At 59.0% G+C, this 25,072-nt stretch carries 19 protein-coding genes; 11 read left to right on the top strand and 8 right to left on the bottom strand.

The genetic code is table 11. The annotated features are described in order from the left end of the window. Positions 1 to 75: 75 nt before the first annotated feature. On the bottom strand, positions 76 to 369 hold the full coding sequence (locus RSW2DRAFT_RS09930; protein ID WP_008030517.1) for a hypothetical protein: 294 nt from the start codon (positions 367 to 369) through the stop codon (positions 76 to 78). A 175-nt stretch (positions 370 to 544) separates the two neighbouring features. Here RSW2DRAFT_RS09930 and RSW2DRAFT_RS09925 point away from each other — a divergent pair, with 175 nt between their 5' ends. From RSW2DRAFT_RS09925 to RSW2DRAFT_RS09895, 7 genes are all read left to right on the top strand, one after another. Then, the gene (locus RSW2DRAFT_RS09925) at positions 545 to 4,924 is read left to right on the top strand and encodes a strawberry notch family protein (protein WP_008030515.1); all 4,380 of its coding nucleotides are present in this window, start codon (positions 545 to 547) and stop codon (positions 4,922 to 4,924) included. An 11-nt stretch (positions 4,925 to 4,935) separates the two neighbouring features. Further along, on the top strand, positions 4,936 to 5,967 hold the full coding sequence (locus RSW2DRAFT_RS09920) for a DUF7146 domain-containing protein (protein WP_040671975.1): 1,032 nt from the start codon (positions 4,936 to 4,938) through the stop codon (positions 5,965 to 5,967). Between the two features lie 362 nt (positions 5,968 to 6,329). After that, positions 6,330 to 7,265: a DUF2493 domain-containing protein gene (locus RSW2DRAFT_RS09915; RefSeq protein WP_008030512.1), complete on the top strand. Its 936-nt coding sequence runs from the start codon at positions 6,330 to 6,332 to the stop codon at positions 7,263 to 7,265. A gap of 98 nt (positions 7,266 to 7,363) precedes the next feature. After that, positions 7,364 to 12,253 (top strand): DEAD/DEAH box helicase, encoded by a 4,890-nt coding sequence (locus RSW2DRAFT_RS09910; protein ID WP_008030510.1) that lies wholly within the window; start codon positions 7,364 to 7,366, stop codon positions 12,251 to 12,253. Next, the gene (locus RSW2DRAFT_RS09905) at positions 12,250 to 12,696 is read left to right on the top strand and encodes a hypothetical protein (RefSeq protein WP_040671973.1); all 447 of its coding nucleotides are present in this window, start codon (positions 12,250 to 12,252) and stop codon (positions 12,694 to 12,696) included. Before RSW2DRAFT_RS09910 ends, RSW2DRAFT_RS09905 begins: the two co-directional genes overlap by 4 nt. Positions 12,697 to 12,764: 68 nt before the next feature. Next, the gene (locus RSW2DRAFT_RS09900; protein ID WP_040671971.1) at positions 12,765 to 13,025 is read left to right on the top strand and encodes a WGR domain-containing protein; all 261 of its coding nucleotides are present in this window, start codon (positions 12,765 to 12,767) and stop codon (positions 13,023 to 13,025) included. An 899-nt stretch (positions 13,026 to 13,924) separates the two neighbouring features. After that, complete coding sequence (locus RSW2DRAFT_RS09895) at positions 13,925 to 14,329, top strand: single-stranded DNA-binding protein (protein WP_008030505.1); 405 nt, start codon at positions 13,925 to 13,927, stop codon at positions 14,327 to 14,329. Between the two features lie 118 nt (positions 14,330 to 14,447). Here the strand turns inward: RSW2DRAFT_RS09895 and RSW2DRAFT_RS09890 are convergent, their stop codons facing one another. Genes RSW2DRAFT_RS09890 through RSW2DRAFT_RS09880 form a run of 3 tightly spaced genes read right to left on the bottom strand, consistent with a single transcriptional unit; the run spans position 14,448 to position 16,107 of the window. After that, entirely contained in the window at positions 14,448 to 14,669 is a 222-nt protein-coding gene (locus RSW2DRAFT_RS09890; protein WP_008030503.1) for a hypothetical protein, read from the bottom strand. Next, positions 14,666 to 15,382 carry a hypothetical protein gene (locus RSW2DRAFT_RS09885; protein WP_232209675.1) on the bottom strand — a complete coding sequence of 239 codons (717 nt, stop codon included), beginning with the start codon at positions 15,380 to 15,382 and terminating at the stop codon, positions 14,666 to 14,668. The genes RSW2DRAFT_RS09890 and RSW2DRAFT_RS09885 overlap by 4 nt, the downstream gene beginning before the upstream one ends. Then, positions 15,382 to 16,107, bottom strand: a complete 726-nt coding sequence (locus tag RSW2DRAFT_RS09880; RefSeq protein WP_008030501.1) for a nucleotide-binding protein — start codon at positions 16,105 to 16,107, stop codon at positions 15,382 to 15,384. The genes RSW2DRAFT_RS09885 and RSW2DRAFT_RS09880 overlap by 1 nt, the downstream gene beginning before the upstream one ends. A 708-nt stretch (positions 16,108 to 16,815) precedes the next feature. Between RSW2DRAFT_RS09880 and mobC the strand changes: the two genes are divergently transcribed. From mobC to RSW2DRAFT_RS17175, 4 genes are all read left to right on the top strand, one after another. Beyond that, positions 16,816 to 17,202, top strand: a complete 387-nt coding sequence (gene mobC / locus RSW2DRAFT_RS18300; RefSeq protein ID WP_040671969.1) for a plasmid mobilization relaxosome protein MobC — start codon at positions 16,816 to 16,818, stop codon at positions 17,200 to 17,202. Beyond that, positions 17,195 to 19,021: a relaxase/mobilization nuclease domain-containing protein gene (locus tag RSW2DRAFT_RS09870; protein WP_008030497.1), complete on the top strand. Its 1,827-nt coding sequence runs from the start codon at positions 17,195 to 17,197 to the stop codon at positions 19,019 to 19,021. The genes mobC and RSW2DRAFT_RS09870 overlap by 8 nt, the downstream gene beginning before the upstream one ends. A 290-nt stretch (positions 19,022 to 19,311) precedes the next feature. After that, on the top strand, positions 19,312 to 20,352 hold the full coding sequence (locus tag RSW2DRAFT_RS09865; protein ID WP_156790689.1) for a thymidylate synthase: 1,041 nt from the start codon (positions 19,312 to 19,314) through the stop codon (positions 20,350 to 20,352). 11 nt (positions 20,353 to 20,363) lie between these two features. Next, positions 20,364 to 21,302 (top strand): alpha-glutamyl/putrescinyl thymine pyrophosphorylase clade 3 protein, encoded by a 939-nt coding sequence (locus RSW2DRAFT_RS17175; protein ID WP_008030494.1) that lies wholly within the window; start codon positions 20,364 to 20,366, stop codon positions 21,300 to 21,302. Here RSW2DRAFT_RS17175 and RSW2DRAFT_RS17445 read toward each other — a convergent pair. From RSW2DRAFT_RS17445 to RSW2DRAFT_RS09840, 4 genes are all read right to left on the bottom strand, one after another. Beyond that, entirely contained in the window at positions 21,281 to 22,405 is a 1,125-nt protein-coding gene (locus tag RSW2DRAFT_RS17445; RefSeq protein WP_008030493.1) for an ImmA/IrrE family metallo-endopeptidase, read from the bottom strand. The two genes, RSW2DRAFT_RS17175 and RSW2DRAFT_RS17445, sit on opposite strands and share 22 nt — an antisense overlap. Positions 22,406 to 23,235: 830 nt before the next feature. After that, positions 23,236 to 24,009 (bottom strand): ImmA/IrrE family metallo-endopeptidase, encoded by a 774-nt coding sequence (locus RSW2DRAFT_RS09850; protein ID WP_008030492.1) that lies wholly within the window; start codon positions 24,007 to 24,009, stop codon positions 23,236 to 23,238. After that, on the bottom strand, positions 24,009 to 24,419 hold the full coding sequence (locus RSW2DRAFT_RS09845; protein ID WP_008030491.1) for a hypothetical protein: 411 nt from the start codon (positions 24,417 to 24,419) through the stop codon (positions 24,009 to 24,011). The genes RSW2DRAFT_RS09850 and RSW2DRAFT_RS09845 overlap by 1 nt, the downstream gene beginning before the upstream one ends. Continuing rightward, positions 24,416 to 24,973, bottom strand: a complete 558-nt coding sequence (locus tag RSW2DRAFT_RS09840; protein ID WP_040671961.1) for a hypothetical protein — start codon at positions 24,971 to 24,973, stop codon at positions 24,416 to 24,418. The genes RSW2DRAFT_RS09845 and RSW2DRAFT_RS09840 overlap by 4 nt, the downstream gene beginning before the upstream one ends. Between the last annotated feature and the right edge of the window lie 99 nt (positions 24,974 to 25,072).

The following is a 25,072-nucleotide window of genomic DNA, read 5'->3' as shown; positions in this document are numbered from 1 at the left end:
ACACTGTGGCAAAAGCTCCGAATGATTGCGAGAGGCCCGGACAGCGGTATGGGGCATCACCAGCCGGTACCGGGATCACCTGTTCCCGTCGATCCACTTCGACATCAGCCCTTTGTCGCGGAAACACTCATCCGGCACGGCGCGGCGTTTGATGCGGGCGAGACGTTCGGCGAAGGCGACCTGCTTTGATGTCGGGCGGCTGTCCTGTGTGCCCGGCTTCAGCCTGGCCTGCACGTCGATCCAGGCGCTGAGCGCACGCAGGTCTTGCTGAACCTCCCACGGCAAAAGCGTCTGGTTGCGCAGGGCCAGAGAGCGCGCATAGGCGATCTGCTTGGGCGTCGCGGGCAAGGCGTAAGTGGTGCTCTCCATCGGGGATCTCCCTTCCTAGCTTGGCCTCCAATATAGAACATAACATGAACAAAAGCAAGCCACCTGCGCAGATCATGGAGTTCGAGAGGAAGAGGGGGGCCGGGGAGGGTCAGGCCTGAGGGTGCCCGAAAGAGGGTGTCCGGGCCTGATCCTGTCCCTCAGTCCGGAGTTTCCGATGACCCATCTCGCCCCTTTTGCGACCGAGCGCGCGCTTGCGCCTGTTATCCCCATCCCGTCCCTCGATACGGCCGCCGCGATCTTGAGCGTGGCCGCGGCGCTGCAGCCCGATCTGGCGCAGGGTTTCCAGATCGACGCGCTGCGCCTGCGCGTTGAAATGGAGCGCGCCTTTGGCGGCTCTGATGCGACCGGCGCCTGGGACTGGAAGCTCGCCTATGAGGCTGGCGAGGTGGCGCTGATCCTCTTCTTGCGCAAATTCGGCCGCGCGCTGCTGGCACGGGCTGGCTCGCCTGCAGCGTTGCTGCCGATCCTCGTCAAGGTGGCGGGCCTCTTGCCCACGCACACCCGGCGCTCGGAGGAGATGGAGCGCTTTCAGCAATTCTCAACGCCGCTGCCTATGGGCCTTGCAGCTCTGGCCGCCGCACATACCACGCCGCGCGACCTGGTCCTCGAGCCTTCGGCCGGGACCGGGCTTCTGGCGATCCTCGCCGAGATTGCGGGCGGCAGCCTCGCGCTGAACGAGTTGGCAGACACCCGCGCCGACCTTCTGCGCTTGCTGTTCCCGGGCTGCCCGGTCACTCGCTTTGACGCCGCGCAGATTGACGATCATCTCGACGCGGGCGTTCGCCCGAGCGTCATCCTGATGAACCCGCCATTCTCGGCCATGGCCAACGTCGATGGTCGGACGACCGAGGCGACGGCCCGGCATCTGCGCTCGGCGCTTGCCCGGCTGGCCCCTGGTGGGCGGCTGGTCGCCATCACGGGTGCGAATTTCGCGCCCGACGCTCCGGCATGGGCCGAGACTTTCGACCGCCTGACCGAGTCCGCGCATCTGGTCTTCACCGGCGCTGTGTCGGGAGCCGCCTTCGCCAAGCATGGCACCACTTTCGAGACCCGGATTTCGGTCATCGACAAATGCCGTGGTGGCGAAATGGGTGGTGTCACGGCTGACCTGCGCCAGCTGGCCTCTCCGGATGCAGCGCATCTCCTAGCCCGGATCACCGCCGAAGTTCCGCCGCGTCTCGAATTGGAACACGTGGCAAAAGCAAGTCAGAGCCGATCTTCCCTCTTCCCGGGAAACTCTGCGCCCTCCACGCGCAAGGCCATCGGCATATCTCGCGCGACTTCTGCGGCCCAACCCGCGCAAGCCATCGCTAAGATCGAGGCCGAAGATCTCGCCTACACCCTGCGCGAGGTGCGCGAGAACGATGATACCGCGCGCCTCTCGGATGCGATTTACGAGACCTTCCGCCTGCAGGCCATCAACATCCCCGGGGCGGAACCGCATCCGACCAAGCTGGTGCAATCGGCGGCCATGGCCTCGGTCGCGCCCCCAAAACCCAGCTACCGCCCGAAGTTGCCCGCTGCCGTGTTGCGCGATGGCCTTCTCTCCGACGCGCAGCTCGAGACAGTGATCTACGCGGGCGAAGCCCATACCGGCCATCTCGCAGGATCCTGGAACGTCGATGAAACCGGTGATCTTGTCTCGGCGGCACCTGACGGCGCCAGTGATGTTGTCCGTTTCCGGCGCGGGTTTTTCCTGGGCGATGGCACGGGCGCAGGCAAGGGCCGCCAGTCGGCCGGGATCCTGCTCGACAACTGGGCACAAGGACGGCGCAAGGCGCTCTGGATATCGAAAAGCGACAAGCTCTTGGAGGATGCGCAGCGCGATTGGTCAGCTCTCGGTCAGGAGCGGCTGCTGGTCACGCCACTGTCGCGTTTCGCGCAAGGCCGCGACATCCCGCTTTCTGAGGGCATCCTCTTCACCACCTACGCAACACTTCGCTCGGAAGAACGTGGGGCCAAGAAATCCCGCGTCGACCAGATCGTCGATTGGCTCGGAGCGGATTTCGACGGGGTGATCCTCTTTGACGAAAGCCATGCCATGGCGAATGCCGCCGGATCGAAGGGCGAACGTGGCGATACCGAAGCGTCGCAGCAGGGCAGGGCTGGCCTGCGCCTGCAGCATAAACTGCCCAGTGCCCGCATCGTCTATGTCTCGGCCACCGGGGCGACTTCAGTTCACAACCTCGCCTATGCGCAGCGGCTCGGCCTCTGGGGCGGCGAAGATTTCCCGTTCGCAACCCGTGCGGAGTTCGTCCAGGCCATCGAGGCGGGAGGGGTCGCCGCGATGGAAGTCCTCGCCCGCGACCTGCGGTCGCTTGGCCTCTACACCGCCCGGTCGCTGTCCTATGACGGTGTCGAATACGAGATGCTGGTTCATGCGCTCAGTCCCGAGCAGCGAAGCATCTATGATGCCTATGCCGGGGCCTTTGCCATCATCCACAACAACCTTGCGGCGGCGATGGAGGCGGCCAACATCACGGGCGACAGCGGCACGCTGAACCGCGAGGCCAAGTCCGCCGCCCGCTCGGCCTTCGAGAGCGCCAAGCAGCGCTTCTTCGGCCATCTGCTCACCTCGATGAAAACCCCCACCCTGATCGCCGCCATCGACGCCGACCTGGCCGCAGGCCATGCGGCCGTCATCCAGATCGTTTCCACCGGCGAGGCGCTGATGGAACGCCGCCTGTCGGACATCCCTACGGATGAGTGGAACGATGTGCGGGTGGACATCACGCCAAGAGAGAGCTGCCTGGATTATTTGCAGTACTCCTTCCCGGTGCAACTCTACGAGCCCTTCACCGATAGCGAAGGCAACCTCTCCTCCCGGCCCGTCACGCGCGATGGCCAGCCGGTGGAATGCCGCGAAGCCGTGCGCCGCCGCGATGCGCTGATCGAGCATCTGGCCTCGCTGCCGCCCGTGCCTGGCGCGTTGGATCAGATCGTGCAGCGCTTTGGCACCGATCTGGTGGCCGAGGTCACGGGCCGCTCGCGCCGCATCATCCGCAAGGGTGAAGATCCTGCGGCAAGACTGGTCGTGGAAAGCCGCGCCGGATCTGCCAACCTCGCGGAAACCGCCGCCTTCATGGACGACCAAAAGCGCATCCTGATCTTCTCGGATGCGGGCGGCACGGGGCGCAGCTATCACGCCGACCTCGGCGCCAGGAACCAGCGCCTGCGCGTCCATTATCTGCTGGAACCCGGTTGGAAGGCGGATGCGGCCATCCAAGGTCTCGGGCGCACCAACCGCACCAATCAGGCGCAGCCGCCGCTGTTCCGACCCATCGCCACGGATGTGAAGGCAGAAAAGCGGTTTCTCAGCACCATCGCGCGCCGTCTCGACACTCTCGGGGCGATCACACGCGGCCAACGCCAAACCGGTGGGCAGGGGCTGTTCCGACCCGAGGATAACCTCGAGTCGACTTACGCCCGTGATTCCTTGCGTCAGCTTTACCGCAAACTCTATCGCGGTGACGTGCCGGGTTGCTCGCTCGGGGCCTTCGAGGATGCGACCGGCCTTAGCCTCACAGATGACAACGGTCTGAAGGACGATCTGCCTCCCATCACGACTTTCCTCAATCGCCTGCTGGCGCTGACGATTGCGATGCAGGGCATCCTGTTTACTGCCTTCGAGGAGCTTTTGGCGCAGCGCATCGAAGGCGCCATCGCCGCCGGGATCTATGACCTCGGGCTGGAAACCCTGCGCGCCGAGAGCTTCCGTATCACGGATGCTCGGGTGATCTACACCCATCCCGGTTCCGGGGCAGAAACCCAGCTGCTGACCATAGCGCAGAAGATCCGTAATGCACCGGTCTCCTTGGCTGATGCGCTGGACTGGCTCGAGGACCCCAAGGCGCGGCTTCTGGTCAACAGCCGCTCGGGTCGCGCCGCGGTGCAATTGCCCGCGACCAGCCTGATGCTGGACGACGGCACTATCGAGCCGCGCCTGCGGCTGATCCGGCCAACGGAAACCCACACGCTCCCGGTCAAGATGATGGAGGACACCCATTGGCTGGAGGCTGATCGCGCGGCCTTTGTCGCCGCCTGGACCGCGGAACTGGCTGAGGTGCCGGAGTTCTCGGAATCCTCACTGCACATCGTCGCGGGGCTTCTGTTGCCAATCTGGAAGCAGCTGCCGCAGGACGAAACCCGTGTTTACCGCCTCCAGATCGATGACGGCCAACGCATCATCGGCCGCCGTGTCTCGCCCGCCTGGGTCGCGACCACGCTGGCCGCTGACGCGCCGAAACTGACTGCGGCGCAGGTGCATGCCCTCATTCTGGAGGGCAAGACCGTGGTGCGGCTCGCCGAAGCGATGGAGTTGCACCGGTCCCGCGTCATGGGTGTGAACCGGATAGAGCTGTCCGGGTTCACGGAAGCGCAAAAAGACCGCCTCAAAGCCGATGGCTTCTTCTCGGAAATCATCAGCTGGAAGCTGCGGCTGTTCTGTCCCGCCGATGCTAGTGGGATCTCCGTGCTCGACCACCTGCTTGCACGTTTCCCCATCCAAGGTCTACATGCACGCAAAGGTTGTTAATCGTGTGTGCCATGTCATTGGAAACAGAAGAGATACTGCGAGACCTCTCGCAAAATGCCGAAAGCGTTTGCCGCCATTATCTTCCCGCCGGAAGGCGGGAAGGCTCTTACTGGATGGTCGGCGATTTGCAGAACAATCCAGGGAGATCGCTGTTTGTAAGGTTGACCGGTCCCACGTCGGGGCCGGGTGCCCGGGGCAAATGGACCGATTCAGCCACTTCGGAACATGGCGATCTCCTCGACATCATTCGCGAACGCACGGGCATCACCCGCTTTCCCGATCTTCTAGCTGAGGCCCGGGTGCATTTAGGCCGTCCGCAGCCGGTTCTCCCTGATGCCGATTCCCCGCGCAGCCGAAAATCCCCCTCGGGCACGCCGGCAGCAGCATCGCGCTTGTTTGCAGCCTCGCTGTCTTTGGCGGGCTCTCAGGCAGAAACCTACCTGCGTGCCCGGGGCATCACTCAGGCGGTGCCGAGTTCAACTCTACGCTTCCACCCGAAATGCTGGCATCGGGATGAGGGTCAGACCAAGCCTGTGCCCAGACCTGCGATGATCGCGGCGGTCACCGATCTGGCAGGGGTCTTGCAGGGTGTGCATCGCACTTGGTTGGCGCCTGACGGTCGGGACAAGGCGGCTGTCGAGATCCCCCGTCGGGCAATGGGTCACCTTCTGGGCAATGCCGTCAGGATCGTGCCCGCAGATCAAACCCTCGTGTTGGGCGAAGGCATCGAGACCATGCTTTCCGTGCGCGAGGCTGTACCTTCCTTGCCGGTCTGGTCGGCGCTCTCGTCGTCTCACCTCGGGGCTGTCCTGTTGCCCGCAGGGTTGCAGCGCCTCTACATCGCCATCGACCGCGATCCGGCGGGGCAGCGTGCGGCGGAGAGGTTGACCGCCAGAGCAACCGAGGCCGGGATTGCCGTACGGGTGCTGGAGCCGCGGCTTGGGGATTTCAACGATGATCTCCGTGCCCACGGCGTTGTGGCGCTGCGCCTGCATCTGGCACAGCAGATCGACCTCAAGGATCAGCATCGGCTGACGATCTGAGCTATCAAAGCGCAAAGCCAGTCAGGAAGCGGGGCAGGGGTCAAGGATCGCTAGAGTAACCGGGTCGCGTCTTTTCCCCGCATCCCGGCTTTCGAACCCACCCGACACCCGCACGTCCTTCAAGAGATGGGCAGGCGGCCGTCAAAGGGGCCGCCCCTTCAAGGACGGAGGGCAACTGATTTCCGCCGGCGGGGACGAGCCCCGCCTTTGCATCGCGAGACAAATCAGCCGCCCACCGTCCTCCTCCACATGCGTTCCGGCCCCAAAGAGGGGGTGAAGCGGCGTCCCCAGTGACAGCTTTCGCAGCCCATGAAGGCCGCGCGGGATGTCGCGCGGGCCCGAGCAGCCGGAGGCAAAAGACCATGACGACCCAATTCCAGAGCGAAGATTTCGACCGCAGCCCCGCCCTTTCCCAGACCGCCTGGGCGCTTCAGGAGCTTCAGCTCTACGGCACCCGTGCCTTCCAGGACGAGATCGATCTGCGCCCGATGCCGGAACCCGAGCGCCTCATCGACGCGGTCAGCGATATCTTCGATGCCCTCGTCGCAACCCTTGGCGACACCCGGATGGAACCGGACCTCGAAGAATTGCTCTGGGGCCAAGTCAACCTCTTCCACCGCGCCGCCGCCCGCACCGAACGCTTGCTCGATGACAACGAAGTGGCGCAGCACCGCCTGCAGCGTGAACAAGACGGCTCTGAGGTGAAATCGACTGAGCTCGAGCGCTTGACGGCCGAAGGCACCAGCCTCGTGGAACGGCGGCATTGTCTTGAAGCCTTCCGCGACCGCAGCGCCGAGGCGTTCGAGCTTCATACCGGTTCGACCTGGCGGCCCCGCTCTGGCTCAATGGTGAACCACAAGCACCTGACCGCAGCGTTGATCGACAGCCGCGACTTCCTGTCCGCCAAGCGCCGCTCGGAAACCGAAGTGATGCTCCCCCAAGGCACCAAGATCGCCCTCACCGGTGGGACCGACTTCAACGATCACCGCCTGATCTGGGGCAAGCTCGATCAGGTCCAGGCCAAGTATCCCGACATGGTCCTTCTGCACGGTGGCAGTCCCAAGGGGGCCGAACTTATCGCCGCCAAATGGGCCGAAGCCCGCAAGGTCACGCAAGTAGCCTTCAAGCCAGATTGGACCAAACACGCCAAGGCCGCACCCTTCAAGCGCAACGACGCCATACTGGACGTGCTGCCTGTGGGTGTCCTCGTCTTCCCGGGCAATGGCATTCAGGAAAACCTCGCCGACAAGGCCAAGAAGCTGGGCATCCCGGTCCTGAAGTTCGAGAAGGGGGCGTGAGCCCCCTTTTTATCGACACTGGCGAAAAGGCGAATTTTTGTAGTCGCCGCCCTGATGGTTCATCGCTAAGTTGATGAAATACATAGTCAGGGGTGCTTATGACTGCCATCGACCGAATCTTACAGTCTTACCGCGACGCTGCAGTTACAGAGCGTGAAAAGGGCACCTATTTCGAACGGTTGGCCCTCGTGTTTTTCATGAATGACCCTGTTCAGTCAGAAGAATATGAAGCGGTCTGGACTTGGTCGGATTGGGCAAAAACCAATGGCCGCGACGGCAAAGACGTTGGTATTGACTTGGTTGCAAAACTGCGGAATGAGGCAGGGTTCGCAGCCATTCAAGCAAAGTTTTACGCCGCGGATGCCCGTATCCAGAAGATCCACATCGACAGTTTCATCTCAGCCTCGGGCAAGGAGCCTTTCCGCAGGCGCGTTGTTCTCGACACGACTGAAAAGGAATGGGGCACAAACGCCGAGGAAATGATCCGTGATCAAGTGATCCCGGTTGTGCGCATCGGCCTGACCGACTTGCGAGAAAGTCGGATCGATTGGACCATCTTCGAGGCGCGCGGCGAAATCGTCCTAAGCGCCAAGAAGTCCCTGTTGGACCATCAGAAGGATGCGCTGGCAGACGTCAGCAAGGGCCTCGCCGCGGCCGACCGCGGCAAGATGATCATGGCCTGCGGCACCGGGAAGACCTTCACCTCGCTGAAGATCGCCGAAGCCATCGCAGGAAAGGGCAAGCGCGTTCTGTTCATGGTGCCGTCGCTAGCACTGATGTCCCAGACCGTGCGCGAATGGACGAACGACACCGAAACGCCGATCCGCGCCTTCGCTGTCTGCTCCGACGCCCACGTTGGCAAGCGCCGCACAAGCACGGACGACATTGCGGAAATCGAAATCCATGACCTGGCGTTTCCCGCCACCACTGACCCGGTCAAGGTCGCCGAAAAAGCTGGCGAGGACGATCCAGAGCGGATGACCGTCATCTTCTCGACCTACCAATCCATAGTCACACTGACCCGCGCGCAGGAAGCCGGGCTGCCCGAGTTCGACTTGATCATCTGCGATGAGGCGCACCGCACCACAGGTGCCACACTCGACGGCGATGAAGAGTCGAATTTCGTCAAGATTCACAGCAATGACAATGTGAAGGCACGCAAGCGCCTCTACATGACGGCGACGCCCCGGATTTTCGGCGACAATGTCCGCAGCAAGGCGGATGAGGTCGGAGCCGAACTGGCCTCGATGGATAACCCGGCCCTTTTCGGCGAGACACTGTTTTATCGCGGGTTCGGCTGGGCCGTGCAGAACGGGTTGCTGACCGACTACAAGGTCATCGTGCTAGCGATGGACGAGGGACTGGTCAGCGCGGCCGTGCAAAAGCGCCTTGGCGACGCGGGCAGCGAACTGGTTCTGGACGACGCCACCAAGATCATTGGCTGCTACAAGGCCCTGACCAAGATCGACCTGAAGGCCGATGTCTCGACCGATCCCCACCCGATGCGCCGCGCGCTGGCCTTCGCCAAGGACATCCGCAGTTCCAAGCTAATCCGCGACGAATTCACAGCCGTGGTCGATGAATACCTCGGGCAGGACAGCCTGATCGACGACGACACCCCCTCTGACCACCTCCAGTGCCAGATCGAACACGTCGACGGCACATTCAACGCCAAAACGCGCGGCGCACTGCTGGATTGGCTGAAGGCTGATGCGGGCGACAATGTCTGCCGCATCCTGACCAACGCCCGCTGTCTGTCCGAGGGCGTCGATGTTCCCGCCCTCGATGCCATCATGTTCTTGCATCCACGCAAGAGCCAGATCGACGTCGTCCAGTCGGTCGGCCGCGTCATGCGCCGCGCTGACGGAAAGAAGATGGGCTATGTCATCCTGCCCGTGGGCGTCCCTGCCGGGGTTCCGCCCGAACAGGCGCTGGCCGACAATGAACGCTACCGCGTCGTTTGGCAAATCCTGAACGCCCTGCGCGCCCATGACGAACGCTTCGACAGCACGATCAACAAGGCCTCCCTCGGCCAAGATATCTCGGACAAAGTCGAGATTGTCGGCATCAACGCAGACTCCGAAGAACTGCGCTCGGTCACCGCTGTCGTCCAGAAGCTGCCGAACAAGACCAAGGCCGCCAGTTCCGGCATCGGGTTGGGCAGCGGCGGACCAGGCGATGACGTGATCGAAGGCCCCGAACCCACCCAGACCGAGATGACCTTCTCGATCGACGAATTCTCCCGCGCCATCATGGCCAAGATCGTCAAGAAATGTGGCACCCGCGATTATTGGGAGGATTGGTCGGCCTCCATCGCCGAAATCGCCAAGAACCACATCACCCGGCTGACCGCCCTGCTGAAAGACCCCGACACCGAAGCACGCCGCGCCTTCGATGCCTTCCTTGGCGAACTGCGTGATGATCTGAACGACACCATTTCCGAAGGCGACGCCATCGAGATGCTGGCGCAGCACATCATCACCAGGCCCGTGTTCGAGACCTTGTTCGAAGGCCACAAGTTCACCGCCGAAAACCCGGTCTCCCGCGCCATGCAGCGCGTGCTGGATGTGCTGAACGAGGCCAACCTCGACAAGGAATCCCGCGACCTCGAAAAGTTCTACGCCAGCGTCAAGCTGCGGTCACAGGGCATCACCGACCCCCAGGCCAAGCAGAAACTGATCGTCGAGCTTTACGACAAGTTCTTCCGCCGCGCCTTCCCGCGCACAACCGAAAAGCTGGGCATCGTCTACACGCCGGTCGAGATCGTGGATTTCATCATCCATTCGGTGAACGAGGTGCTGCAGTCCGAATTCGGCCAGACCCTCGGCTCGCCTGGCGTCCACATCATCGACCCCTTCACCGGCACCGGCACCTTCATCACCCGGCTGCTGCAATCCGGCCTGATCGCGCCCGAAGAGATGGAACACAAGTTCCGCCACGAAATCCACGCGAATGAGATCGTTCTGCTGGCCTATTACATCGCCGCGATCAACATCGAGGCGGTCTATCATGGGCTGCAGGGCGGCGAGTATGTGCCGTTCGAGGGCATCTGCCTGACCGACACCTTCCAGATGTATGAAAGCGACGACCTGATCTCGCATTACATGCCCGACAACTCGGAGCGGCGGAAGCGGCAGAAGGCGACGGATATTCGGGTCATCATTGGCAATCCGCCCTACTCCGCAGGGCAAGGCAGCGACAATGACGAAGCAGCTAACGTTCGATATACCGGCCTTGATAACCGCATTCAACAAACCTATGCCGCACGCTCCACAGGAAACCCGCGCAGTCTTTATGACAGCTACATTCGTGCGATCAGATGGGCTTCGGACCGAATTGGGTCCGAAGGTGTGCTGGCGTATGTTACGAACGCAGGTTGGGTGGAAGGAAAGGCTGCAGATGGATTGCGGGCTTGCCTGGCAGAGGAGTTCACCGACCTCTATATTTTCCACCTGCGCGGAAACCAAAGAACAAGCGGTGAACAATCGCGCCGCGAAGGCGGGAAGATATTCGGTTCGGGCAGTCGAGCGCCGATTGCGATAAGCGTTTTTGTCAAAAGTGAGAAACGAGCTGAACGTGGGAACATCTACTTCCATGATATTGGCGACTATTTGGACCAAAAGCAGAAGCTGTCGATTGTCCGAGATTTCGGCAGCATCCAAGGTGTCGCAGCGGCGGATGGTTGGAAGTGCATAAGACCCAATGAGCACAACGATTGGCTGAGCCAAAGGGATAGCGGCTTTGGAGAGTTCATCACGTTCGGTGACAAGAAGAATAAGGAACAGCAGGCGGTTTTCAAGTCATACTCAAGCGGGCTCAAAACCAATCGGGACTCTTGGTGCTATAATTTTTCCAAGCATGACCTCGCCAATAACATGCGAAAGACCATCGACTTCTACAATAGTGTTGCGCAGCAAAAAGATTTCTCCGGCACCGAGAAAACCACAGATAACCTTCCAATCTCTCTTCTCGATATAAGCTGGTCATGGGTTTTGAGATTGAACGCAGTTCGGGGAAAACCGACTGAGTTTTCTAAAGACGCCCTTGCAAAAGCTATCCATCGGCCATTTACGAAGACATGGCTGTACTACGACCCGATGATGAACGAAAATCGTTACCTCATGCCCCAGATATTCCCGGGCAGCACTTCATCGAATCTTCACATAATGGTTAAGCAGCGATGGAACGGTGACGGGCATCTTGCATTGATGACTGATGCAATCGCGGACATCCACAGTGATGGTGGGATACAATGCTTCCCGCTGAAACTGTATTTTGCGCAAGTCGATGCGGACGACGAAGAGGTGGACCTGTTCTCCGCGGAGCCGACCGGCAATTCTATCGACGGCATCACCGACGCTGGCTTGAAGCACTTTCAGGACGCATACGCTGGCGAGACGATCACCAAGGAAGACCTGTTTTATTATGTCTACGGACTGCTGCATTCTGAGGATTACCGCGCGAAGTATGCCGACAACCTGTCGAAGGAACTGCCCCGCATCCCCCGCGTGAAAACCGCCGCCGACTTCTGGGCCTTCAGCCGCGCTGGCCGTGAACTCGGCGATCTGCATGTGAACTATGAAACGGTCGAACCCTACCCGGTCACGATCAAACAAGGCGACCTGCGCCTAGCCGACATCAAGAACCCCGAGGCCTTCTACCGCGTCACGAAATGGGCCTTCGGCAAGGCGGGCAAGGAAAAGGACAAGACCACCGTCATCTACAACGCCAACATCACCATGCAGGACGTGCCCTTGGACGCCTACGACTACGTCGTGAACGGCAAGCCCGCACTGGAGTGGGTGATGGAACGCCAGGTGGTCAAGACCGACAAGGACAGCGGCATCGAAAACGACGCCAACCGCTATGCCATCGAGACGATGACCAACCCCGCCTACCCGCTGGAACTGTTCCAACGCGTCATCACCGTGAGCCTGCGAACCATGGAAATCGTGCGCGGCCTGCCGAAGCTGGATGTGATGGCATGAAGATCCTAAGGCTGTTGATCGCCCTTGTCTTGATCCCGACCGGCGTCAGTGCACAGCAGGGGTTCAGCTGTTCATACGGTGACCGGGGAGCATGCCTTGGATTTGGCGATACGGTCTGCTCGAGCAGCGGCATGTGCGTCGACCAGAACGCAGCCTGTTTCGACAAGTACCAATGCGACTACGAAGGCTTCACATGCAAATCCAACGTGACCGAATGCGCCGCAGCCTATGACAAGCTGCTCGGTGAAAACAACACGTTGGTTGATGAGTACAATGGCCTGCTCAAGAAGCACAAAGAGCTGGCCACAGAATTTGACGAAACGATCACCGCAGCCCGGGCGCTGAAATCCGACTACGACCGATTGGAGGCTACCTTAGCCGACATGGAAACCTGTCTGCTCTACGCCACCACACTTGATGATGCGAAGCTTTGTGAACCCTGAAGGGTTTTCTCTGCTTTCTGTGAAGCGTCCTGCCTGTTAGATTCTGGATACCTTACTGCCCGGTAGAAATGTCTGCATCTTCTGACCAGTTCGAAGTGTTTCCTCGCTTGCTGCATTTGCGGCGGCTTGACCCTGCGCGCAACATGCGGCGCTACTATCGGATGGCAATTGAGAGCGATCTCTTTGATAAGTCCAGTCTGGTGCGAGAATGGGGGCGGATCGGATCGCGTGGGCAGATGCTGGTCGAAACCCACTCTGACGAAGGGCAGGCCGTCAACGCCCTGATGAAACTTGCGCGAGCCAAGGAGCGGAAAGGTTACGTTCGCTGACGGGCGGCCCCGGGCGGCCCAAAGCGTTCTATGGCGATCTGAAATTGCTTCGAACGCTGACAGATTGCCCTTCAACCTGGGTAGGCGAGGTTTTTCGCGTTCCTTGCCATGAGCGATAGAACTGGTTTCTATAGCTCATCGAAGGTTTTGGGCTGGAGCGATCGAGATCATCGCTTTGGGCCTGAGCGATTGCCGAGCCCTATCGGTCAACAACTCCACGACCCTGACACCTCGCGTCAAGTTTTTGCTCTGACGGTGCCTAGCGTTTCGATTTGTTCCAGCGGCTCAATCGGTGTGTCAGAACGCATCACCGCCTTTCCGGCTGGGGAGCTGTATCATTCTTTCGCCCAAACATTCTTTTCAACCCTTGCGGGCACAGCCGGGGCGTCGGCACTTGGTAGCAAGGCGATCCGAGACCGGCATTGCTATCATGACCTTCAGGTCGCAGATGGCGACACATGCTTGCGACATCCGCAGGGCGGCGTCACATTCGGTCTGTCCCCCGCGTTGCTATTCTGATCGTGCAAACCCCCTTTCGACGAAACGGTTGCGGCAATCTAGTGCGCTGTTGCTAACTAGGCACCCCCCTCTTTCCGGGTTCTTTCTTCCCGGGCCTGACACTGCCATTTGCTCGTTTGAGCGGTTCTGCCCTGCCGCTTTCCGTGATCCCGGCTCAGGCACCTCCCTTCGACGGACAATCCCCTAAGCCTGTTCGGCCTCTGGCTCGCAACCCCGCTCAGGTCCGGGCCGTGTTGGTCGCGTGCCGCTCCCTGCCCGCACCACCCCGGCCCCTCGGGGGTTTCCGGTGGCGGAAGGGCCACCGTGCAAGCCTCAACCGACAGGCTTCATTCGGGTCTTGTCGAAGGGATGGTCCCTTCAGCCAGATACAGGAGCTTCACATGCAGAACATCGTCATCCTCGCCGGCAACATCGGTCAGTCCCCGGAAGTCCGCACCACGCAAGGCGGCACCAAGATCACCAACTTCACCCTCGCCACCTCGCGTCCGCGCCTGTCCGAAGGTCGGGTCCAGCGCGACGAGAACGGCTACCGCGTGATGGACACCGAATGGCACCGCATCACCTGCTTCAACGGTCTCGGCAAGACGGTCGCCGACAACTGCGAAAAGGGCATGAAGGTGATGGTCCACGGACGCATCCACTACACCAAGTGGACCGATGCCGCCGGGGTCGACCGCTACGGCTGCGAGATCATCGCGGAAAAGGTCGACTTCCTGAGCCGCCCAAAGGCAGGTGAAGGCGAAGACCCCGAACTGGTTGACCGCGAGGATCAGTTCGCGGGCTGAGACCCCGCAGATCAGACCCGGTGGCGCGAGTCGCCGGGTCTCTTCGTTGCCCCAGCGAGCTGGCGCGAAAGCCAGCTCGGAAACAGGTGGCGGCCAAGCCGCGCCGCGCCAAACTTAATCAGGCCTGGGTCAACTCAGACAAGACCAATGCCTTCTTTGCCCGCCGCTTGTTGGGCGTGTACCAAACGGTCTTGCGCTCGCCGGTTTGGCTGAACTCATAGGTCACCCCGAGGATTTTCTCGCGCTGATCCGGATCGACCATCCATTCGACGGGCGTGCCAATGTCGAATTCAGACGGCGGGATGGTGCGCGCGAGGGCAGGGTCTTCTGTGCTGGTCATTGTTCGTCTCCCTCGTTTGTTGTCTGAATTTTCGCCTTGGCCAGGGCGTCGTCGAAGGCGTCCTGGAACCGCGCGCGGTAGGCAGGACCCATGGCGCGTGCCAATCCAAGGATTCTAAGCGGGTCATGAATTTTCGCGAGGTGAGCCGCGAACTGCGGCCGTAGGGTCAAGGTCACGCTGGTTGGGTGCTTGCCGCGTGCGCCGCGGGACTCTTCGACCTCCGGCATCCCATCACGTTCCCAATCGTCGAAGACCTGATCGCGCAGACCCTGGGCAACGCGACGGATCAAAAACTGGACGGTACAACGTGCAGCCGTGGCCCACTCTTCTGCCAGCCGCGCCTGACGGGTGGTCAGCGACAATGAGACATGGACAACCTGCCCGCGCACAGCTGACCCAGTTGCAAGACCAGCCGCCATCGCATCCGAAGCCCTCTGGGCATTGAAAACCTTCTTCTCGTCCCGGGACTCTTCTTTGGACCCAAAGGGTCTGATGCTGACCTCGCCTGCGTCGCCACCTGGCATCGCCGCCGCCGCTACTGCAATCGCGGGTGGCGAAGGTTCTGTCTCGGTCAATTCATCGGCTGACGTCGGCTGAACCGGGATTGGCCGATCAACCAAATCACTTTCGCCCACCTTCCCGCCAAACCCCAACTTGGCCGAAAACCCGGCGTCCTGGCGGATGATCCGCATCATGTCCTTACGCTGCGCCATCATGCTATCTCCGCCGGATAGAGGATCAGCTGGTCGATTTCCTCCAGAAGGTCCCCTGCCTCCTTCACGGCACTTTGGACATGCGCTGCAAGCGCCCGGTTTGGCGTCTTGTCCGCGATCACCCCGAGAAGCCCTTCTTTGTCCATTCGAACATAAGCGGCGCGGCTACCGAGATAGATCTCAAGGGCTGGCAAGGACTTGAACAGCTCTTCAGCCACCGCCCGCTCGGTCTCTGACACCCGCACAGGCACCCGGTTGAGCAACACAGAAAACCCTGCAAGCTCGTCGGGCTTTTCCACGCGGGCACGCAGCTTCAAATACCAGTTGGCCGTTTCCATCGTTTCGCTGAGATCACCGCGCGACAACATCATCGGGCAGATGATCCGGTGCGCTGCGACCGCCAGAACGTCCTGTGCTTCAGATCCGCCGCCGAAGGTGTCGATCAGGATGAGATGCTCTTGATCGGGCTGCTCGTAGATCTGCCCTATGGCTTCTGCCACCCGGTGTGCATCAAGCGTGTGGATCACTTCAACCAAGGAAGACCAGTTGCCTGCCTCCTTTCCCGCCTGCATCCACTTGAGGCAGGACTTTGAAGCATCGGTGTCGAAGATCGTCACCGTCTCGCCTTTTGCAGCCGCAGCAGAAGCCAAGGCGCGGCAGACGGTGCTCTTGCCCGATCCCCCCTTGCGGTTCATCACCAGCACAACGCGTATTCCGTAACCCATACCACCTTCCTCACTTCGCCGATCGCGTTTCTCACAATGCGGATCGCGTAAATCTTTTATCTTAACTCACATCGCTTTAATCTGAACGCACACTGCGGATATCAGAAACCGGCTCGCGCAAATCTTATTGCGCAAGGCGTATCTCTTTAATCATTTGTCTGATTACTGGATGCGTATCTCTTTTATCTGATCGCGCAATGCGTGTATCACAAGGCGGAACCCCGAACACACATCCCTGATGCTACAAGACGCATCCCACACTTCCTTTCTCCGGAACCTGAACACTGAACGACAGGCTCCGCACGGTAAACAAAACAAGGCTTTAGGCCCATACTCTCAAGGAAAATGCGCCTCTGGCCTCCTGGCTGGGGGTGCGCGTTACCTGTCTCACCTTGTGTGTTGCGCGATCAGCGAAACGCATTCGGTGGCGGGGGAGTTACCCAAGGTCAGCACAATCTGCAAGAGCATAAATCGCGCCTAGATTGCACTTGAAAGGGAGGTGAGGGAAGGGATAGGAAGAGTGGCAGGAAATGCGATGTGTCTACAAATAATCGGTGGCAGAAGTTGGCGGTAAAATCAGAAACACGCAAAACGAGACTTAAGTCGCAATCCAGTGTTTCTGACCAAACTGGCAATGAAGTTTCTGATTCTGCAGCACAGCAAGTCGGTGGGCGAGGTCGGCCTCGGTCGGAGGACAAGGGCCAGGTCGTGAGCTGTCGCCTGCCTGCCGAAGAACTTCATGCCTTCGATGCGCTCTGCACCCAGCTTGGTGCGAAATCCCGGTCGGACGGCGTGCGATCGGTGGTGCGGATGGCGTCAGGTTTCCTCGAGTTCAGCCGGGAGGACAGCGCCAAGCTGGAAGAAATCCGTTACGAGTTGGGCAAGATCGGCACCAACGTGAACCAGATCGCCCTGGCGGCGAACCGCGGCAGAGCACCGATGGTCAAGGCGCAATGGGCTTCGGTGGATGAATTGCGGCGGTCCCTGCCAATGGTGGCGAAGGCGCTGAGCCAGATTATCGCCGAACGTCGGCGGCAGGGCGTGGCGCTTTTCCGCAAGTTTGCAGAAAGCCAGGAGGGCGCGCGCCATGGTTAAGCTTGGGTCGCGTCCCATCGGGGTTGCAGAGGCCGTTCTTGGGGAGATCAACTTCCTGCGGCCGCAGCAGGGCAGGGTGAAGGCGGGCGGCTCGTCCTCGCCCAAGCGCGGGTTCAGTTTCTCGACCCGGGCCAGCCAGATGTGGCGGTTTTCGCTGGGCTCAAGCGCGGCGGTTCTGAAGAAGATCGGCAAGGGCGGGACGGCGAACGCCAAGGAACTGGCCGCCCAGATGGATTATCTGTTCTCGAAGTCAGCCTCGATCTTCGGCAACGGGGTCGTGCTGGATGCCGACGCCAAGGGACTGACTAAGGATGAGCGCAACGACATCGTCAGCGACTGGGTCGAGGACTGGCGCGGATCACCGAAGAACGGCCACACCACCCATCTGCTGATGAGCTTCCCGTCCCATGTGCGGCCGGAGAAAGCGAAGCTGATCGCCGAGGCCTGGGCCTTCGAGATGTTCCAGTCGGGCGAGCATCAGGACGATGTCTGGTCCTATGTCGCGGCCCTGCACACCGACAAGGCGCATCCGCATGTCCACATGGTCATCAACAACCGGGGCACGGTGAACGACAGCTGGTTCTTCATGGCCAAGGAACATGTCTTCAATCTGGAGGTTATGAAGGAGCGCATGGTGGCGATCGCGGCCGAGGAGGGCGTGTTTCTGGATGCCACTTCGCGCGCCGAGCGTGGGTTGCTGACCTATGGGCCGTCGCGGGCAGAGATCGAGCGGGCGCGGGTCGAGGGCCGGGCACCGGAAGAACGGCCGCGTGAGGGCAAGGCGCTGGAGGATGCTCTGGCGACGATGACGCGCACGGCGGATGCCATGCGCAGTCTGCAGCATGTGGCGGCGCTCACGGGCCTGCCGGAGATTGGTGAGAAGATCGCTAAAGCGGAAGAAGCCTTGCGGCGGGGCGGGGTGCTGCAGCCGTTTCCGGGTGATGTGGCCACAGTTGAGCGGGCCGATCTGGACCGGCATTTCAGCGGATGGATGGCACAGGCGGAGGGCAAGATCCGGAAGTTGCCCGTCGCCGAGCGCAAGGAAATGCGGGACGAGCTTTATGGCTATGCCATCGACATCGCCAAAGGGTTGGGCGACGCCCGCGGCGCGCAGCTCTTGCAGATGCTGCCGCAGACCAAGCTTTACGCGACGGGTCTTGAGGGTGACCGGCTGACACAGGGCAGGGAGGCCGTTGATTTGCAGCCAGGTGTTGCCGACCGGCTCAAGAACGATATCGTCGGCAAAGCTGTGGCCCTGGGTCTCAGCGGTGATCGTATGGCTGAGCGATTGGAAACGGGTGCCGCCAATGCTTGGAAAGAACGCGACTGGGTGCGCGGTGACTTGCTGGTCCTGTCTGGGCGGCGGCTCACCGATCTTCGCAATCCGGAGCAGAGTCGGAAGGTCGTCAATGATCTTGAAGGTTTCTATGAAACGGCGGCCAAACTGATCAAGCATACCCGGGCGCATGAGGTCGTTCCCGAAAATGATCGATTGCTGCGCACCCTCGGATCGATGGGCCGCATCATGCGGGCGGATGGCAAAGTTGAGTTCCGGGGTGATGCCCATGCTGAGCGGTTCGCCGACGAGCTGCGTCAGCGGTATGGCAAAGGGGTTGTGGCGGAACTTGCCAGCGGGCAGACGGATGCACTGGCAGGGGATTTCGCGGATGCGGACCAGCGGAAGTGGATTGCGCGGTCGGTTGTGTCTGCAGCCAAGTCGCATGTGGCGTTCGGGCTGACGCTGAAAGAGGCAAAACAAGCCGAGCGAAACTTGTCAGACAGAGTTGTCTCCCAAGCGGAAAAGGACTGGCAGCGGTGATATATGCGGCCGTAGGAAAGTGGACCTTATACCTCTGCAAGGGACAGACTTTCCTAGAAAGAATGAACTTCTTGAACATGAAATCTCACAATTTGCTGAAAGTCACTAAGTCAACCCTGAATTCGACCTCGACCTACCACCCACGCCGCGAGCCAGCTATTTATTCGTATCAGGAGACAAGGGATTTGGCTTAGGCGCCTTGAACTTTCGCCCGAGAAGGCCGAAATTCAACCAGAGAACGAGGTTGATGAACAGTGTTTCATGCGAGCGAGGACAGCCTAGACGACCTCATGAGAGTTGTTTTCAAGCAGCTGCTCACCGGGCGTGGGAATTTTGTGGTCGACTCCAGCAAGGGAAAGAGCACAGAGGTCTTCGGTGCACTTTTGGAGCTGAAGAACCCTCGGGCGCGCCTTAGCCGATCGTTCTCCAAAGCCAAAGCCTTCAGCCCACTTGGAGAACTTTTTTGGTACTTATCGGGGAGTGATCGCGTCGAGTTCATCAAGCATTATATCCCAAACTACCCAAAGCTGATCAAGGATGAGGTCACGGCGAACGGGGCCTATGGGCCGCGAATTTTCGGGAAGGAAGCGCTCGCAAAACGCGACGGAGCAAGTGAATGGGATCGGGTGATCCGTACTTTGCGTGAACGCGAAGGGTCAAGAAACGCGCTTGTTCAGATTTATGACAACTCGGATGCAAAACCGAAAAACGGTGACAAGCCCTGCACCTGCACTATTCAATTTGCGATAAGAAACGGTCAACTGTTGATGCACACGCACATGCGTTCCAACGACGCATTCTTTGGGCTTCCGCATGATGTTTTCACGTTTACAATGCTACAGGAGATAGCGGCTCGAGAATTGGGCCTTGGATTGGGCAGATATAGCCATTCCGTGACTAGTCTACATCTGTACCATGACAGCGCCGCAACTAAGGGGCGACCCGCGAACCTCTCCACATCCGGCGCCGAAGCATATTATCGGGAAGGGTTTCACGATTATTCACCAATGCCTGAGATGCCTTTAGGAAATCCGTGGAAGAGCATAGAGCAAGTGAAAATCGCCGAACACCAGATCCGAACCGGAAATATCGACCACACAGCGCCAACAAATCTCGACCCTTACTGGCTCGACTTTATTGAACTTTTTCGAATTCATAAGATTTTTGAGGAGATGCGGAAGCGCGGTGATGATCTTAGAGCCGAGAGGCCCGAGTTGCGTAGGGTTGCGAAGATAATGAAGGAGATTTCACCGATTTATCGGCTTTACATCCTCGGCAGGCTTGAAAGAAAGCAAGCACCCGTTAGAGATCTTTTTGAGCACGTAGGCTGAGGCAGAAAAGCATGGTTGGCATACATAAAGACCGAGTCAACGAATTTCTAGGAAGAATAGGGCAAGTTGACGCGCAGTTTGGTCCCCTTTCTGGGATCGCGACTGCACAACGGAGGCTTTGCTGGGCGCATCAGATCGTGTCCAGCCTTCGTCGAATTTCATATACTGATACTTTGCTGATGCGCGGCGTGGACCCGGCTCGGTGTGATCCACATTCGGGTATTTTCGACCCGGTAAGAGGCGCCCTTCACCTTCAACGACACGGGCAACTCGACGAAGCGGTTTGGCTAACATTCATCTTGACCCACTTCGGAAAACACGCAGCAGATGAATGGAAGCTAGCGGGGAATGTCTATGGTACATTTGGCGCGGGACCTGTTTGGACATTCACCCACTATAGTGCCGATCCAAATGCATTTGAGAGTATGTTGACCGCGAACTCGGGCAGATTGGCAGACGCCAATGTCTCCGGTAGTTTTTCCAATCATCGGAAATTCCAAAGTAAGAAGCCTCAAGCGATAGCAAAGACGTTTCGTACGTACTATGCGTGGCAGACGGAGTTCGGCGGCTTTCGTGAAAGAATGATCGCTACACACGCGAGTGTTGGGCAAGAGCCGCGAGCGGCTTTCGATGCTCTCTACAATTCCATGAAGGGAGTATTTGGTTTCGGTGGGGGGCGTCTAGGTAGGTTCGATTTTCTCACAATGCTTGGCAAACTTCAGCTCGCTCCGATTACACCAGGCAGCGTTTACTTGGACAAAGCAACAGGACCGCTCGCTGGGGCGCGGCTGTTGTTTTTTGGCGATCGCGAACACCACATAACAGGCAGAGCTTTGGAGTCTCGCATTGATGCCTTGGATGAGGTTTTCGGTGTGGGAAAACAGGTGATCGAGGACAGCCTTTGCAACTGGCAAAAGAGTCCTGATGTCTACGAGTATTTCCGCGGCTGAAAAAGGACTGGTAGTGTAGTACTCCCCTCCCATTTGTAGCGGCGCTTTAAATCGTTGAGCTGTTGTGGCTGCAGAACTCCAGCTCTTTGAAGTTGCCCGACAATAATGCCAGGTGTGACGCCTGCTCCACGCGCGATCTTACGGGCAAATGGGCGGGTTGGGAAGCCGTTCAACATCTCTTCCCTGAGGTCAGATGGGACAAGCGCGTTTTGCGCGAACGCATCGGCTTCTTCCTCAAATACTGATGCACCTAGTGGTGACGGATCGGCACCATCCACCGAAATATGGTCGGTACCGTGCAAAACAACGTGCGCTGCCTCATGGAAAAAAGTGAACCAAAAATGGTCTTCACTCAAGTAGCGAAAGCTGAGCAAAATAATCGGGTTGCCCTTTGTGTTTGTCCAGGTTGCACCGCTTGCGCGACATCCACTTGGGGCTTTCGAACTTACCAGACCAACGCCATTTTCAGCGCACGCTTGCTGTAATTTTGGGAAGAATAACTCGGGGCGCTTGAGTGCACTAAGTTTCTTTAGCTCAGGCAGACGCTTCTTGAAATTGCTCGCGGAAAACCTCGCAAGAGATAAGTTCTCGCATTGCATCTCGCCGACTCGAAGCCAAGCTAACGTCGCCATCTCGTCGCTTTCAAAGGCAAACGACGTTCGAAATGCAACTTGGCCAATCCCGGAGGAGTATCGTTCATTCCAGTTGGTGATACTATCGCAGCCGAAAAAGCGGAGTACATCGTCGGAGAGACGTTCGCCGCGAGAGCCCTTTGGTAGCCAACCGAGCTCGCGCAGCGCTCTAATTGGAAACGTCTGCCCCCAAGTGGACAACGATTGGTCAGGCGCAGAACTGGAAATTCGCGCCTTATCTGCAACAAATTGGTTGTAACGTGCGGTCCAGAACTGGCTCGATGCGCCTAGTTCCGATGATAATGCAACCGCGATCTCGGAACAGATCTGGACACGTCCGTCCATGATTCCAGCAAACACATCTTCTTCGAACCCGATGCGCGCCGCCAATTCGTATATCGGAACGCTGGCGGCTGCCGCCAGCCGCGAGATTGTGTCACCCGGTGGAGAAGCCCAGTTCGGTTCAAACATCAAGCCAGTACCTCCCCGCCAATCATAATAGTCTCCAAATGGATTCGATGAGCGTCTTTCCACGCGTCGTCCCGTCTGCCAGAGGCAGTTATCACCGTTTTCAGTGTGCAGCCAGAGGAGACAAACCAGTCCAGCTCGAAGCTGTCACCGTTTCTCGTTGCCGATCTTGGGCCCATCGGTACATCACCCGCGAAAAAGGCTGCTCGGAAGTCTGCGACCAAACTGATGAAAGCCTGGCCGCTTTCACTCCCGAGATGGCGGTAAGCTTTCTCGGGTTCTGTCGCCAAGTCCCTCATGAGTTTGCTCGAAAAAGTTGGTTCCAAGGACTCTGCATCCTATATTTTGTGCAATATGTAGCCTTGGAAGGCACGCAGCTTACCATATCTTCTCAATCGCCATACATGAAGTGGTTATAGCTATCGTGGCCGCGAAAGTCACGCTCGAACCGATGTCAGATTGAGCTTGGGATAAGCCCCATGTAGGGCAATGATATGCCGCGAACGTCCATTTCGACGAGTTGCGCTGCAGAATTTGCCCACGTTGGCCGATCATGGTTAGGAGATGAAAGCATTTATTTGCCTCCCATACCTGCAATCCAGGCTTCGTATTGTCGGCTGCCAACTCTTTCGGCATCAAGCTACCATTTTGCATGATGCACCAAAACGTCCACGCGTGAAAAGGCCGAGAAAGCACCGGCCGTGAGCTCCGATTATTCTAGATTTTCGTCAGCGCTTCGGTTGAACTACAGCATGGATAGCAGAGAGAAGGGGGAGCTGGAAGACGACTAGATCATCTGACCTCATCGCTCGCTCAGTCAGCAGCTGCCGAAGTCAATTCGCCAGCATGCGCTCATCCTGCACGACCAAGAGTGTCAACACTTCATCGTCGTAAATACGCACGGTTTGCTCCTTGATGGGTATCTCGTGTGCCCACGGCTTGTCGAACCAGGCATCTGCCCCGCTCGCGCGCAGCATTCTGTCGTCGGGCCCTCTACCAAACAGGACGTCGAACGCTAGGCTGTCCTTGTCTAAGTGATCCATTGGAAACCATTGGTGGTCGACTTTCGGGGATCGCGTGAACCACTTTCGTCCCTTCGACGTATGACAGATCAAGAAGCTCGGTACGGTGTTGCGCTCGACCAACCTGATCGCGGCGGCTGTTAGGCTCATGTCAAAATCTTCCGCCATGGCTTTAATTGTTCCCATGTCGAAACGATTGCCGTAGCCACGAAGGCTCTCCCGGATCAGGAACTCGGGCATAAGAAGTTGAGCAGCGAAGCGATCGGCCGCGCGCTCTGGAAGTCTTCCGATTGTGCTGCCCGTCTCGATATCGTCAGCCTGGCACATTAGGGTCTGCCCGCGATGGCACTGCCAATGGCCGATCTCATGGGCAAGCGAGAAACGCCTCCGGCGCGGGTTCCCATCCGGTTTCAGGGAGATCATTGCACGGTTTCCTGCACCAATGATCCGGGCCTCGCACCCGTGCAGATGACGGTATTGAACACGTGCGTTCTGCGTCCAGGCGATGGCCTCGAGATCGATCTGGTCGGGGCGTGAGATGCCGAACTCCTTCAACAACTCTTCCGGATCACGGATGTTGCGCATCACTCATCGCCATCCCAATCGTCACCCGTGAGCTCCTGCAGGTCCTCAAGGACCCCCTCCAGATCGCCGTCATGTTCCTTCTCGAAGTTGCGGGCGGCCATCGTCAGGTCGGGATTTCCCGACACAATTGCAGCAATCTTCGCACGAAGCTCGTCCTGGGACTTCTGCTGCTCTTTTCGCTTCTGGCGCTCATGATGCAGGTCGACCGCCTTGCGGGCTTCCTGCAGGCGCCGTTGCCCGCCCTCGGCGAGGGCGGACGCGAAAAGTTCGTCCATTTCCTTGTCGAACGTGTCGATATTGACGCCATCTTCCCGCAGCTCCGCCTCGATCTCAGCGTCGCTCATGGCGAAAACATCTTCCACCATCTCGTCTTCGAGACGGGTCACTCCAGGGTCCTTCTTTTTCGTCATCGGTTATCACCCTGGGCCCGGTAGTTCTTGATTTTTCGATTCATTCGTTTTCGGACCGTTTCATATGAGGTCTTGTCTCCGAAGAGTTCAACCAGCTCTTCCGGCGTGCTGTCGTTGAGCAGGCCTTCTACGAGAAGTTGCACTTCCCAATCGTCACCGCAGAGTTCGATGGCTTTCGCGCGTTGTTCCTCGCGGCTTTCGCGAGCCTCAAGGGCCGCTTCGGTTGACAGCTCCTCGTCCTGCCATGCCCCCCGTGTCGATGTTTCTTCGAGGTTGTCAGAGGCAATCTCTTTGCGCTTCGCGGCGTTCCAAGTCATGCTGCGCATCGCTTGGTCCAGGTGACGCACAACATCGACGGAGCGGTTCCACCGTCTCCTTCCAATTGCTGTGCTTGCGATGGCTTCATGCAAGAGGCCCTTGTGGTCTCCTGAGAACCAAGCGCGCCTTCTGGCCGCACGTTCAAGCCTCCGCTTCTGCTCGGCTGACAGGTTTCGAATTGCCTCTGTGGCGTCTTCAGGGGTGTAGAACTTGTCTACGTCTTTGTTGTCTTTCATGAGCCGCTCGATTGCCTGTCACTCGTATATGCTCTCGAGGGGACGCCAATCGGACATCTCCTCCAGAATTTTTCCCGGGGCTTCGTCTTTCGTGAGCTT

The organism is Rhodobacter ferrooxidans (assembly GCF_000176015.1).
In the GTDB taxonomy this organism is placed as follows: Bacteria; Pseudomonadota; Alphaproteobacteria; order Rhodobacterales; family Rhodobacteraceae; genus Pseudorhodobacter_B; species Pseudorhodobacter_B ferrooxidans.
Note: the sequence above shows the minus strand (reverse complement) of the source record. Positions and strands in the feature narration are given on the sequence as shown.

Coding starts and splice junctions, on each gene's coding strand:
- RSW2DRAFT_RS09930 (WP_008030517.1), bottom strand. CDS start 369: ATGGAGAGCACCACTTACGCCTTGCCCGCGACGCCCAAGCAGATCGCC.
- RSW2DRAFT_RS09925 (WP_008030515.1), top strand. CDS start 545: ATGACCCATCTCGCCCCTTTTGCGACCGAGCGCGCGCTTGCGCCTGTT.
- RSW2DRAFT_RS09920 (WP_040671975.1), top strand. CDS start 4,936: ATGTCATTGGAAACAGAAGAGATACTGCGAGACCTCTCGCAAAATGCC.
- RSW2DRAFT_RS09915 (WP_008030512.1), top strand. CDS start 6,330: ATGACGACCCAATTCCAGAGCGAAGATTTCGACCGCAGCCCCGCCCTT.
- RSW2DRAFT_RS09910 (WP_008030510.1), top strand. CDS start 7,364: ATGACTGCCATCGACCGAATCTTACAGTCTTACCGCGACGCTGCAGTT.
- RSW2DRAFT_RS09905 (WP_040671973.1), top strand. CDS start 12,250: ATGAAGATCCTAAGGCTGTTGATCGCCCTTGTCTTGATCCCGACCGGC.
- RSW2DRAFT_RS09900 (WP_040671971.1), top strand. CDS start 12,765: ATGTCTGCATCTTCTGACCAGTTCGAAGTGTTTCCTCGCTTGCTGCAT.
- RSW2DRAFT_RS09895 (WP_008030505.1), top strand. CDS start 13,925: ATGCAGAACATCGTCATCCTCGCCGGCAACATCGGTCAGTCCCCGGAA.
- RSW2DRAFT_RS09890 (WP_008030503.1), bottom strand. CDS start 14,669: ATGACCAGCACAGAAGACCCTGCCCTCGCGCGCACCATCCCGCCGTCT.
- RSW2DRAFT_RS09885 (WP_232209675.1), bottom strand. CDS start 15,382: ATGGCGCAGCGTAAGGACATGATGCGGATCATCCGCCAGGACGCCGGG.
- RSW2DRAFT_RS09880 (WP_008030501.1), bottom strand. CDS start 16,107: ATGGGTTACGGAATACGCGTTGTGCTGGTGATGAACCGCAAGGGGGGA.
- RSW2DRAFT_RS09870 (WP_008030497.1), top strand. CDS start 17,195: ATGGTTAAGCTTGGGTCGCGTCCCATCGGGGTTGCAGAGGCCGTTCTT.
- RSW2DRAFT_RS09865 (WP_156790689.1), top strand. CDS start 19,312: ATGAGAGTTGTTTTCAAGCAGCTGCTCACCGGGCGTGGGAATTTTGTG.
- RSW2DRAFT_RS17175 (WP_008030494.1), top strand. CDS start 20,364: ATGGTTGGCATACATAAAGACCGAGTCAACGAATTTCTAGGAAGAATA.
- RSW2DRAFT_RS17445 (WP_008030493.1), bottom strand. CDS start 22,405: ATGTTTGAACCGAACTGGGCTTCTCCACCGGGTGACACAATCTCGCGG.
- RSW2DRAFT_RS09850 (WP_008030492.1), bottom strand. CDS start 24,009: ATGCGCAACATCCGTGATCCGGAAGAGTTGTTGAAGGAGTTCGGCATC.
- RSW2DRAFT_RS09845 (WP_008030491.1), bottom strand. CDS start 24,419: ATGACGAAAAAGAAGGACCCTGGAGTGACCCGTCTCGAAGACGAGATG.
- RSW2DRAFT_RS09840 (WP_040671961.1), bottom strand. CDS start 24,973: ATGAAAGACAACAAAGACGTAGACAAGTTCTACACCCCTGAAGACGCC.